General features: G+C 62.4%; 6 protein-coding genes and 3 tRNA genes. 7 read left to right on the top strand and 2 right to left on the bottom strand.

Going from position 1 to position 12,307, the window contains the following annotated elements; all coding sequences use genetic code 11:
* Positions 1-97: 97 nt before the first annotated feature.
* Positions 98-1,012: a 3-methyl-2-oxobutanoate hydroxymethyltransferase gene (gene panB, locus HMPREF2894_RS05490; RefSeq protein WP_070678143.1), complete on the bottom strand. Its 915-nt coding sequence runs from the start codon at positions 1,010-1,012 to the stop codon at positions 98-100.
* 66 nt (positions 1,013-1,078) lie between these two features.
* A complete protein-coding gene (locus HMPREF2894_RS05485; protein ID WP_070678141.1) occupies positions 1,079-2,920 on the bottom strand; it encodes a geranylgeranyl pyrophosphate synthase in 1,842 nt (613 codons plus the stop codon).
* Between the two features lie 432 nt (positions 2,921-3,352).
* Here HMPREF2894_RS05485 and glnA point away from each other — a divergent pair, with 432 nt between their 5' ends.
* The 7 genes from glnA (at position 3,353) to HMPREF2894_RS05450 (ending at position 12,008) form a co-directional block, all read left to right on the top strand.
* A complete protein-coding gene (glnA, locus tag HMPREF2894_RS05480; protein WP_012903787.1) occupies positions 3,353-4,693 on the top strand; it encodes a type I glutamate--ammonia ligase in 1,341 nt (446 codons plus the stop codon).
* Between the two features lie 159 nt (positions 4,694-4,852).
* Positions 4,853-8,206 carry a bifunctional [glutamine synthetase] adenylyltransferase/[glutamine synthetase]-adenylyl-L-tyrosine phosphorylase gene (locus HMPREF2894_RS05475; protein ID WP_210399403.1) on the top strand — a complete coding sequence of 1,118 codons (3,354 nt, stop codon included), beginning with the start codon at positions 4,853-4,855 and terminating at the stop codon, positions 8,204-8,206.
* 356 nt (positions 8,207-8,562) lie between these two features.
* A tRNA-Gly gene (locus HMPREF2894_RS05470) sits at positions 8,563-8,635 on the top strand.
* A gap of 47 nt (positions 8,636-8,682) precedes the next feature.
* Positions 8,683-8,753: transfer RNA gene (locus tag HMPREF2894_RS05465), tRNA-Cys, on the top strand.
* A 24-nt stretch (positions 8,754-8,777) separates the two neighbouring features.
* Positions 8,778-8,849, top strand: a tRNA-Val gene (locus tag HMPREF2894_RS05460).
* A 629-nt stretch (positions 8,850-9,478) separates the two neighbouring features.
* Entirely contained in the window at positions 9,479-10,471 is a 993-nt protein-coding gene (locus HMPREF2894_RS05455) for an HNH endonuclease (RefSeq protein ID WP_070678140.1), read from the top strand.
* A gap of 163 nt (positions 10,472-10,634) precedes the next feature.
* The gene (locus HMPREF2894_RS05450; protein ID WP_070678138.1) at positions 10,635-12,008 is read left to right on the top strand and encodes a hypothetical protein; all 1,374 of its coding nucleotides are present in this window, start codon (positions 10,635-10,637) and stop codon (positions 12,006-12,008) included.
* Positions 12,009-12,307: the final 299 nt, after the last annotated feature.

Here is a 12,307-nt window from a genome sequence, read left to right as displayed (position 1 = left end):
CAGTCTGAGACGAAAGATCCCCGCACCCGGAGCACCGGATACGGGGGTCTTTCTTCATCAAGCTTTTCTTCTCACGCTTTTCTTCTCAGCCTAAAGCCTACTCAAAAGTGTGCTCAGCCGCCGGGAACTCACCCGAACGAACCTGCTCACGATAAGCACGCGCAGCGTCCTCCATGACCTGGCCAACCTGCGCAAACTGCTTCACAAAACGCGGCACGCGACCGGTGCGAACACCCATCATGTCCTGCCACACCAGCACCTGACCGGTCGTCGCATTCGAGGCACCAATACCGATAGTCGGCACGGCGCCCACAGCCTCATCCACCAGCTGTGCGGTCTGGGTGGTTACCATCTCCATGAGCACGCAGAACGCGCCAGCCTCAGCTAGCGCCACCGCATCCTCACGAACACGCTCAGAGGCATCGCCGCGGCCCTGCACACGGAAACCGCCCAGGGCATGCTCCGACTGCGGGGTGAAACCAACATGAGCCACCACCGGAATACCGGTACGCACCAGGGCGCGAACCCACTCGGTCATCGAAGCGTCCGCCTCAATCTTGACCGCGTGCGCGCCGCCCTCCTTCATCAGGCGAACAGCGCTCGCAACCGCTTGCTGCGGGGACTGCTCGTAAGAGCCAAACGGCAGATCGGCAACCACCATGGCGCGGGAAGCACCGCGAGAAACCGCCGCAACCAGCGGAATCATCTCATCCAGGGTAATGGTCAGGGTCGATTCGTAACCGAGCACCACATTCGCCGCGGAATCGCCAACCAGTAGCATGTCGATGCCCGCGCGATCAAAAATCTGCGCGGTCAGGGCGTCATAGCAGGTCAGCATGGAGAACTTCTGCCCGGTCGCCTTAGCCTGCGCCAGGTGAACGGTACGCACCTTCTTGACGGTGTCCAGGTCAAAAGGCTTCGATGCAGAAGCAGTCGCGGGAGCAGCCGCGGAGGTAGCGGCAGGCTGTGCCGCGTAGGGCGAAGAGATCTCGGAAGAACGCTCAGTAGTCATGCTGACTATTCTAACCCTGCACGGCTCCAAGCTGGCGTACCGCTCACCACGAGGGAACAACTATGCCTAGTTCCAGATGAGGTTAATGTAGTAGGTCGGGAACGACGCAGCGGCGTTCTTATTCATCAGCTCCGGAACAGCGGAAGAAGCATCACTAAACTCACGCGGCAAATCGCGCTGAATGAGCGCCTGCTGCACCAGAGCATCCCAGTACAGCTGCATGATTGAATAGGTGCAGACTTCCTTCACGACGTCCTCCGCGTAGGACTCCCACGCCGGGAGTGCCGCATCGTTATCGAAGAACCCCTCATAGCCCTGGGACAGGCCCGTATCGCAGGCGTTCACCGCGTTCTTCGCGTACTGCAACCAGTAGCTACGGCTCAGCTCATCGGTGGTGTTGAAAGTAAACGCCTCATAGTCTGCCTTCAGCAGGGCGTAAGACGCCTGAATAGAACCGGCGAGCGGGGCGTGCGAAGAGAAGACAATAACGTCCAGAAGAGCAGCGATGTACTCCATCTGCACCTTCTCGTAGGCAATGCCGGAAGGCTGAACCGGACCAGAATGCATCTGCACCAGCGCCTCCACCGCGTTGATGAAACGCTCAACGTCGGCGGTCGCCTTCACCATCAGATTCAGCAGACGCTGAACACACTGATAATCCTCAGAGATCTGCGAGAACACTCCAAAGGACAGGACGCCACGCTCCGAAGCAGCCGTCGCCAGAATCTGGCTCGTCAACCGCTGGCTCTCCGCCTCCGCCTTCGCCACGCTTACCAGCAGGGCACCGCAATACGCCAGGGCGCGGCCATCCACCAGCTGAGGCTGCTGCCGATGCAACGGCAGAAGACGCTCATGAATCTGACGGAAAATAGCGCTCTGCGTCAGAGCCTTCTTGCCCAGCTCCTCAGTCTTCAACAGCACAGTATCCGCTGAGAAATCACGCGGCACGAAACGGCGCGCATCCGGTGCAGTAAACGGCGAATAGGGGCGGCCCATCACCGGCTGCAACAGCGACATCGTGGTAAACAGCGAAAAACGAGCCGCCACCGGGTACAGCGAATCCGGGTAATTCGGCGCATCCGGCGCGTTGACACGCTCCGTGCACAGAGTCAGCCAGGTCTGCTCCACCGCCCGATTAGAAGCAATGCCAACGCCCATACCCAGGATGCTCTCACCGAACGCCTCCGAAGGAAGCTTGCCGGGGTTCATGGCACGCGCCTGCATGAGCGCCACAGCCAGCTCCACCGTATAGTTCGTGCGGCGCTTCTTGCCCGCCTCGTCAAGATTCTGGAACGGACGTACACCCGCAATCTTCTGACCGCGCGCCAGCGTATGCAGCTCCTTGCTCATCGCGAACTGCTGCGGGTTACGCTGCATCATCTTCGACACCTCGTAGGCGCTCTTACGGTTCAGCTTCTCACGGCGCTGAGCACCCTCAGCCGACAGCGCATCATACTTGCCGCGGCTTGCGTGAACATACCAGGAACGAATTACCTGAAGCGGCAAGAAGAAGAAAGTGTACTTCCACGACCAGCTAAAAATAATGACCGGAATAGCCGCGCTCGACCCCAAACGACCCGTATAACCGAGCCAAAGAAGCTCTACAAACGCACCCACCACCGCAAAGAGCGCCACGGTGCGAGTCCTAAACGCCACACGGGAGGGGCGGTCCAGCAGATAGGTTGTGCCGCCAGACTTGTTGTTCCTCATGACCAGCGGGCCAAATGCCGCAATCGCCATAATGCACGCCAGGTAAACAACGCAGAAAACAACCGGTGCCGCAATGAGTAGCAGCCACTCTAAACCGGTGGGGTCAGCCGCCACGATGCTGGTCGCCAACGGAAGCTGCGCCAATGGAAACTGCTCCGACGGAAACTGCACAGTCGAGGGAAGAATGGAATGTAGCATACTCCCATTATCGCAAGGCGACCCCGCTCCCCGCCCCGAGAACCGTCATATGCTAGGTATCTGAACCTGCTTGGCATCTGAGTAAAACCCACACCGCAGAAAAAGTGGGGGAGCGCCCCTCCTCGCATCGCCCAGAATCTGATCTACCGAGGCGCACGAGCGAGACACGAGCGAGAATTTACACAAACGAAACCTTCCACCCGCGCGACGCACAGCAGAACCCGATAGGCTAGATAACAACAGGACACACGCCGGGGCAAGGAGGCGCCAGCACCGCTGGTACACAACCCGCCGCAACCCCCTTGGAACCCCAAGGGACATGCAGGGCCTTCCGCAACAGGGTCTTCTTCACCTCGGCAGCAAATTTAGCGCGCCTCCGCCACCCGCAGACGGGTACCACGCGGATGCGCGCCCGCACCGAGAGGGCAACTCATGGACCGCCAACAGGAATTTGTACTGCGCACCATCGAAGAGCGCGACATCCGCTTCATCCGCCTCTGGTTCACCGACGTGGTCGGCACCCTCAAATCCGTTGCGCTCGCACCGGCTGAAGTAGAAAGCGCCTTCGATGAGGGCCTGGGCTTTGACGGCTCCTCGATTGAGGGTTTCTCCCGCATCTACGAATCTGACATGCTGCTGCAGCCGGACCCCTCCACCTTCCAGATCCTGCCCTGGCGCGGCGAGGAAGACTACACCTCCCGCATGTTCTGTGACGTGCTCACCCCCGACGGTGAGATTAGCGCCTCCGACACCCGCGGCGTGCTCAAGCGCGTGCTCAACAAGGCAGCGGAGATGGGCTTCACCTGCTACACCTCGCCCGAAATTGAGTTCTACCTGCTCGAATCCTCCAAGCTCGGCGCTGATGGATTCCCCGTGCCCGTGGACTACGAATCCTACTTCGACCACACCCCCGGCGGCATCGTGCAGGACTTCCGCCGCAAGGCAGTGACCATGCTCGAAGAAGTTGGCATCTCCGTCGAATTCAGCCACCACGAAACCGGCCCCGGCCAGAATGAAATCGACCTGCGCCACGCCGACGCCCTGCAGACCGCCGACAACGTCATGACCTTCCGCACCGTCATCAAGGAAGTCGCCTACTCGCTGGGCATGTACGCAACCTTCATGCCCAAGCCCTTCACCAAGTACGCCGGCAGCGGCATGCACACCCACTTCTCCCTCTTCGAAGGCGACACCAACGCATTCTTCGAAGCCGGTGCCGAATACCAGCTGTCCAAGACCGCACGCCACTTCATTGCCGGTGTGCTCAAGCACGCCCCCGAATTCACCGCGGTCACCAACCAGTTCATCAACTCCTACAAGCGCCTCTGGGGCGGCGGCGAGGCACCCTCCTACGTCTCCTGGGGCCACAACAACCGCTCCGCCCTCGTGCGTGTGCCCCTGTACAAGCCGAACAAGATGCAGTCCGCCCGCATCGAGTACCGTGGCCTGGACTCGGCATCGAACCCGTACCTCGCCTACGCGGTGATTCTCGCCGCCGGTCTGAAGGGTATCGAAAACGAGTACCCGCTCATGCCCGCCGTGACCGAAGACCTCGCCGCCATGACCAACGCCGAACGCCGCGCCATGGGCTACAACCCGCTGCCCGCGTCCCTGCGTGAAGCCATCAATATCACCGAAGAATCCGAGTTCATGGCGGAGGTTCTGGGCGAGCAGGTCTTCGAGCAGTTCCTGCGCAATAAGCGCGCCGACTGGGACCAGTACCAGGCTCAGGTGACCCCCTACGAGCTCAAGCACAACCTCGGAATCCTCTAACGGCTGGATCCTCTCACCTCCTCACAGGATGAGTGAGCGCTGACAGCCTCAGGGCGGTACCCGCTACCGGTAACACGCCGGCGGGTACCGCCCACAGGTGTATCAGCATCGCTTTTTATCCCGCCGAAATTTATACTCTCTACCCACAGTTCTCACGCTATGACTGACAGCTCTCACTACCCGGTCACCGGGCTCATCCGCATTGTTGACCCCGCCAAAGAACCCAAGCCGCTGACCGACATCGCCCCCGATGCGCTCGACGACGAACAGCGCGCCGAAGCCGAACGCAAAGCACAGCTGCGCCTGCACACCCGCATGATTGCCACCGGCTTCCACGACCCGTCCAAGGCAGAACGCTGGCTCAACGCACCCGAACTGAAGCACGTCTCGCAGGATGCGCTCTTTGCCGGGCTGCGCCTCGCACCCTCACCGGATATTGCCCTGCCCGCCCTCGTGCGTCTCATCGAGAAGCACCCGGCGGTCGCCGAACGCGCCAACCGCGGCGAAGAAGAATTCGGCATGTACCGCCTGCTCGGCGCATCCCAGGCGATTGGCGATTTTCTCTATCGCCGCCCCGAACACATTGACCCGCTCTTCGACACGCAGGTGTACCCGGCGGAGAGCGCGCTGATTCGCTCCCAGCACCCCGCATCGATTCTGCCGGAAACCGACGGGGAATTCCTGACCCCCATCGCACCGCTGGACACCCCCTACCGCCGTGACATCCTCACCGCCCTCGGCGCCGACCCCCACGCGGAGCGTCCGCGCGCTGCCGCCGAACAGACCGGCAAAGACGGCTACGTGACCCTGCGCGTCGCCTACCGTGCCGCCCTGGCGCGCATCGCCCTGCTCGACGTATGCTGCGAAGACCCGGTCGAAATGATGCCCACCATCGGTCGTCACCTCGCCGATCTGGCTGCCGCCGCGCTGGAGGGTGCGCTTGCCATTGCCCGCACCGAAGTGGCGGAGGGGCTGGGCCCCGGACTGGCGGCTCCTCGCCGAGGTGAAGCCGTAGACGCCCTGGACTTGGCGATTATCGGCATGGGTAAGTGCGGTGCCCGCGAGCTGAACTACATCTCTGATGTTGACGTGGTGTACGTGGTTGCGCCCGTGGAACCCGCCGCCGCTGGCACCGCACCCAGCGCCGGGGCAGAAGGGGAGAGCGCCCCGCTCAAGCTCACCGAGAACGAATGTTCCACCATCGGCACGGAGCTCGTGCACGCCCTCACCCGCGCCATCATGGGCCCCGCACCCGAACCCGCCCTCTGGGAGGTCGACGCGAACCTACGCCCCGAAGGTAAGGACGGCCCGCTCGTTCGCACCGTCGAATCCTACGTTCAGTACTACAAGCGCTGGGCAGAAAACTGGGAGTTCCAGGCACTTCTCAAGGCGCGTCCCATCGCCGGTTCGGCGCAGCTGGGTGCCCGCTACGCCCGCGCAATTGACCCCTTCGTGTGGGAGTCCGCCGGCCGTGAATCCTTCGTGGAATCCGTGCAGGCGATGCGCGCCCGCGTGACCGACAACATTCCCTCACACCAGGTAGACCGCCAGATTAAGCTGGGTCCGGGCGGCCTGCGCGATATTGAGTTCACCGTGCAGCTGCTGCAGCTCGTGCACGGTCGAACTGACCCCGCCGTGCGCACCAAGTCCACCGTGGATTCTCTCGCGGCGCTGACCGCCGTCAGCTACATTAGCCGCACCGACGCCGAAGCGTTCAGCCGCGACTACAAGAAGCTGCGCGTACTGGAGCACCGCATCCAACTGCAGCAGCTGCGCCGCACCCACCTGATGCCCGAGAAGGATGCCGAACAGCGCGCCCTCGCCCGCTCGATCCTGTCCCCGGAACGCAACGGCACGCTCTCCGCCGAGCAGATGCTCAAGGCATGGCAGAAAATTAAACGGAACGTCCGTTCACTGCATGAGCGGATTTTCTTCCGCCCGCTACTCGCCGCTGTCTCCACGCTCAGCCGCGACGAAGTGGTGCTCAGCGAACAGGCGGCACAGGACCGTCTTGCCGCCCTCGGCTACCGCGACCCGCGCGGCGCCATGCGCCACATCAAGGCACTCACCACGGGACTTTCCCGTAGCGCAGACATTCAGCGGCACCTCATGCCCGTGCTACTGGGCTGGTTCGCCCGCGGCGTGGACGCGGACGCCGGTCTGCTCGGATTCCGCATCGTCTCCGAATCGCTCGGCAGCACCAGCTGGTACCTGCGCATGCTCCGCGACTCGCCCGCAGCCGCCGAACGCCTCAGCCAGCTGCTCTCCAGCTCACGCCCCATGACCGACCTGCTCGAGGACGCTTCCGCCTCCATCGCCTGGCTGGACAAGGTTGCCGACCTCAAACCGCTGGGGGAGGAGGCGCTTGCTTCCGAGGTTTCCTCCCTGCTGGCACGCCACGAGGACGCCGCCGAGGCGATGCGCGCCGTGCGCTACCTGCGCCGCCGCGAAACCCTGCGCACCGCCATGGGCTGGACTCTGGGTATCGTCGACATTGAAGACACCTGCGCCGGTCTTGCCGCCATTGACGAGTGCACGATCGGTGCGGCGCTGCAGATTGCCCTGCGTGAGCTCCAGGGACCGGCAGAAGGCGCTGAGGGTACGGAAGCTGAGGAAGCAACGGGGGAGAAGCTGCTCACCCGCATCGCCGTCATCGGCATGGGCCGCCTCGGCGGCGCTGAGAACGGCTTCGGCTCCGACGCGGACGTCATGTTCGTGCACGAACCCCTCGACGGCGCAGACGAAGACGCCGCGCAGGAACAGGCGGCGCGCATCGTCAACCGCACCCTCGCCCTGCTCAAGCAGCCCGTCAAGCCCCCGATTCGCGCCGAGCGCCCCCTCGAAGTAGACGCCGACCTGCGCCCCGAAGGCAAGCAGGGCGCCATCGTGCGCTCCCTGGACTCCTACCGCTCCTACTACGAGCGGTGGGCTGAAACCTGGGAGTTCCAGGCACTCACCCGCGCCCGCCCCATCGCCGGCGACGAGGAGCTTGGCGAGGCTTTTGTGGAGCTCATCAACCCGTACCGCTACCCGGTAACCTTCACGCCCGAGCAGGTGCAGCAGATTCGCCGCATGAAGGCGCGAGTGGAAAACGAACGTATGCCGCACGGTGCCGACCGCACCCGCCAGCTCAAGCTCGGCCGCGGTGGCCTCTCCGACGTGGAATGGCTCGTCCAGCTCGTGCAGCTGCGCCACGCACACGCCGTGCCGGGGCTACGCACCACCTCCACGTTGAAGGCGCTGGATGCGGCGGTCGAAGCGGGACTGGTTGATGCTGCCGACGCGGAAATCCTCAGCGGCGCCTGGCTGCTCGCCACCAAGATCCGCGGCGGCAACGTGCTACGCGGTGTGCGCCAATCCGACACCCTGCCCTCGGGTCGTGCCGACCTGGAAGCAATCGCCCGCTGGTGCGGATACCCCGCCGGCAGCGCGCGCGCCCTCGAAGAGGACTACCTGCGCCAAACCCGCAACGCCCGCAAAGTCTACGAGCGACTCTTCTTCGAAGAACTCTAAAAATCACAGGCGCGGATTTCATAGGGGAGGGGCGGGGAACCAATTGTGGCTCCCCGCCCCTCTTTTCCGTGCCCTATCGAAATTTTTTTTGTGGGCAACGCCCTCCCGGACCTCACCCCAACCAGAGCCATATCCACCCCAAAACCCCGAAAATGTGACCGGCACCATGAAAATAAATTTTGTCAACATGTCTCAAAAAAGAGACAAAATACCCCGTTCTGCCCCGGAAACACGCGGAACACTGGGTGTCCAACAAGGGATTTGGCAAACACTCAAAAACCCCGTATAGTATTTACCTGTCAGCACGACGGAGCGAAAAACTCCAACGGAATGATTCAAATTGAATACGCTGATATGCGGTTGTAGCTCAGTTGGTAGAGCACCACCTTGCCAAGGTGGATGTCGCGAGTTCAAGTCTCGTCAACCGCTCGTAAGGACTCCAAGAGTTCGAACGCGTTCCCTCGTGGAGCGTATGCGGTGAGGTGGTCGAGTGGTTAGGCAGCGGCCTGCAAAGCCGTGTACGCGGGTTCGAATCCCGTCCTCACCTCGCAACAAAACAACTGTTTTGTGAGCGCGATTGGCGCAGCGGTAGCGCGCTTCCCTGACACGGAAGAGGTCACTGGTTCGATCCCAGTATCGCGCACAAATGAAGCCCTGATTCTTCGGAATCAGGGCTTTTGTGTTTAACTTTTTGGTTTTGGTTTAGGAGGGAATGGTGCTCCTCTGCTGACTCGTGTTTGTTCTGGAGGCGGCGCTCCGTATGTTTCCTCCGCGCCGTCGCAGAGAACCCGCCCTCGCTCCGCTTCGGGCACCCTGAGGGCGCTTCCGGAAAATACGTGCACCGCTCCGCACCCTGATGTCACTGCGGAGGACACCATCCCTCTGCCCCGTAGGTAAAACACTCGACCCCGGTTCAGTAAGCGCAGGGCTTGTGCGCGCGATACCGGCATAACGAACTTAAGGGGGAGGGGCTGTCGCCCTCTCAATCTTTTGCTGGCTCCGCCAAATAGGTGGGTTGAAATTGCGGCTCAGCGCCGCACCTTCCGGAAGCGACATCAGGGTGCCCGCACGGGCGCTCTCCGCAGCGAAGCAAGGAAGAGCGGAGCGTCCGGGTGCGGCGGGTTCCCCTGCAGGAGCGCAGGAAGGGAGCGGTGCGGAAGCCTATACACCTCCAACGTGACCAAACGCTTTGCACGCCGCGAATACCTCCGATACCCTAATGGAGGAAATCTATCACTCACAGATACACCGCCGTATCACAAAGGAACACCCATGAAATTCCTCAAAGGGCTCGGCATCTTCTTCGCCGTATGCCTCGCCTTCTCCCTCTGGTACGTCATCCTCGGCGCCGCCATCATCGTGCTCATCGTGGGCATCATCCTGACCATCCGCAAAAACCGGTACTTCGCATCCCCCGAATTCCAGACGCACCGGCAACGCACCGCCACACTCGCCAGCGAATACAACGAAGTCGCCAGCTACGTGCACGACATCTACACCCACGGAATCTTCGAACTCGGCACCTCCACCAACGGCATGTATGGCCACCTCGCCACCGTCGAAGTTCAACAACCCAAAACCTGGCAGACGCTACTGCGGAAGAAACCCGAAGAACGCCACCCGCACGTCTATAACTCCTCCCAACAGGTCGTTCTCGAAGCCGAACGGGACCCCATCGGCAGCCTCACCAAATACTTCCACATCGAAGCCGACCTGCAAACCCTCAAAGACGTACAGCGCCTCTCCGACGATATCGCGCGCCTCGAAACCGCAATCGACAACGTGCGACGCCGCGAAGAGGACATGATTGCACATATCAGCCCGCCCCAATTTATCACCAAGAACTACGCCGACGAGTTCTGGAACAAACTCAACGTCTGCCACGTGGGGCTGACCGTGCCGTACCCCGTCTACCGCTTCGAATACACCTCGATCGGAGGCAAAGAAAACCGCGCTGTCACCGTCACCCTCGACACCCCAACCCTCGACGCGCTTTCCGAAACCCTCGAACGCAAAATACGCTGGGCATGGCCCGAAGGCGGCGAACGCACCCTCCTGACCGCGCAGCTACGCCAACGCATCAAAGAACGCGACAACTACACCTGCCAAAACCCCGGATGCGGCAACTCTATCATGCGTGAACGAATCCTCATCCTCGAGGTCGTTCACAAGGTCCCGCTATCCGAAGGCGGTAACAACGAGCCCGAAAACCTGCAGACCCTCTGCTGGCGTTGCGTGCGCGGACGGAACCTGCGGCTCGCATAGATCCACTGAGCGATAATCGGTGAAATTTACGTTAAAGCTGAGGTTCAGGGTATTCTTTTGAGCGGCGCCGATTTTCTTTCCACAGCAAGCAATTCGAGGCTTGTTTGGAATCAAATATCGCCGCGCCGCAAACACATCACCCCACCTAAATAAAGGGCATACCATGTCTACATCCCTGACCCGCCGCAAGCTCGTCGCTGGTGCAGCCTGGGCGGCACCCGTCGTCGCAGCCTCCGCAACCATCCCCTCCTACGCAGCGTCCGTCGCCGCTACGAACGACTGCATCCTGGCAGCTAGCCCGGCGTACAACATCTCCGGCACCGAAGAAGGCACCAAGACCGTTCAGAGCTTCGCCGTGCCCGACAACGTCCACAAGCTCCGCTTCGAGCTGGTCGGCGGCGCAGGCGGCACCAACAACCGCATGACCCCCGCCGGCTCCGGCGCGAAGGTCAGCGGCATCATCGCCGTCACCCCCGGCTCCACCGTGCAGATTATCGCCGCGGCAGGCGGTATCGGTGACGGCTCCCTCACCCCCACCGCAGGTGGTGAAGGATACGGCAACGGCGGCTCCGTACCCGCCTACACCATCCCCGCCACCATCACCGCGCAGGTCGACGCCAAGTATGCGGACCCGGCAAACTCCAAGAGCCAGGTGTACGCTGCATCCGGCGGCGGCTCCTCCGCGCTGCTCATCGACGGCGTCGTCGTAGCTGTAGCAGGCGGCGGTGGCGGCGCGGGCATGACCACCTCCGCCGTGTCCTACGCAGACCCCTGGTACTCCAACTTCAACGGCCAGATCGACGCCGGTGTGGCGCCCCTCGGCTCGGACGCATCCCCGCAGTTCGATGCGGCGGGTAGCGCCTCCGCAGCGGCGGGCTCCAACGGCACCCCCGGCTACGAAGTCTACAATGCGGAACGTTCCAAGGTCCTGACCTACAACTCCGGCTTCGGCGGCGCAGCGGGTATAGGCGGTGCAGGCGGCGCGGCAGGCACTCTGCCGGCTAGCGGCCCCATCATCGGCTTTGAAACCACCAACAACCAGGTGCTATTCAGCCAGTTTGTTGCCGGTAACGCGGGCACGAGCGGCTTCGCGGGCAACGGCGGCGATGGTGCGGGCGCATACTCCTACCAGCTGGATGAGAACCCCGCCAGCGTGCACGAGAAGGGCACCTACGAGGACCGCAGCTGGGACCTGGACATCTACAACGATGAGGGTGCGTACGCGCAGAACTTCAACGGCTACCAGTCCGTGGTGTCCGGCGGTGGCGGCGCAGGTTACGGAGGCGGCGGTTCCGGCGCGGCACAGTCCGTTTCCTCGATTGTGCTGACCCAGAAGTGGCTGAACAGCCCGACCGCGACCGGTGTGCGCCAGGGCCTGGGCTACACGATGCAGGGCGGCGCCGGTGGCGCGGGCGGCTCGTACATCGCCCCGTCCGTGAGTGAGGGTGCGATTGTTTCGGCTGAGAACGCGCCGCAGTGGATGCGCGAGCGCGGTAACGGCTCCGTGACGGTGACCTTTTGCGAGGCGGCTGCCTAACCGTTTCTCACGCTGAGAGGCGGTGTTCGTCCTCGCTCCTACAGGGGCACCCGCCCTCGCAGAGCTCGGGCACCCTGATGTCGCTACGGACGACACCGCCTTTCCGCGCTAGGTTCCCGGCTTAGCTTGCGCTGTGAACGGCAAAGAGCCCCCACACGATTACCTCGTGTGGGGGCTCTTTGCTTGTGCTGCAGGTGCAGCCGTGTTTTCCGGAAGCGCCCTCAGGGTGTCACCCCGGACGCTCTCCACAGCGAAGCAAGGAGAGGACGGAGCGTCCGGGTGACGGGTGCCCCTGCGTA

Origin of the sequence: Rothia sp. HMSC066G02, assembly GCF_001813145.1 — a bacterium.
In the GTDB taxonomy this organism is placed as follows: domain Bacteria; phylum Actinomycetota; class Actinomycetes; order Actinomycetales; family Micrococcaceae; genus Rothia.
The sequence above is the reverse complement of the archived record's forward strand: the minus strand, read 5'-3'. Positions and strand labels throughout refer to the sequence as shown.

What these genes read in the sequence shown, in the direction of transcription:
- panB (WP_070678143.1), bottom strand. Translation starts at nt 1,012, where the DNA reads ATGACTACTGAGCGTTCTTCCGAGATCTCTTCGCCCTACGCGGCACAG.
- HMPREF2894_RS05485 (WP_070678141.1), bottom strand. Translation starts at nt 2,920, where the DNA reads ATGCTACATTCCATTCTTCCCTCGACTGTGCAGTTTCCGTCGGAGCAG.
- HMPREF2894_RS05450 (WP_070678138.1), top strand. Translation starts at nt 10,635, where the DNA reads ATGTCTACATCCCTGACCCGCCGCAAGCTCGTCGCTGGTGCAGCCTGG.
- HMPREF2894_RS05475 (WP_210399403.1), top strand. Translation starts at nt 4,853, where the DNA reads ATGACTGACAGCTCTCACTACCCGGTCACCGGGCTCATCCGCATTGTT.
- HMPREF2894_RS05455 (WP_070678140.1), top strand. Translation starts at nt 9,479, where the DNA reads ATGAAATTCCTCAAAGGGCTCGGCATCTTCTTCGCCGTATGCCTCGCC.
- glnA (WP_012903787.1), top strand. Translation starts at nt 3,353, where the DNA reads ATGGACCGCCAACAGGAATTTGTACTGCGCACCATCGAAGAGCGCGAC.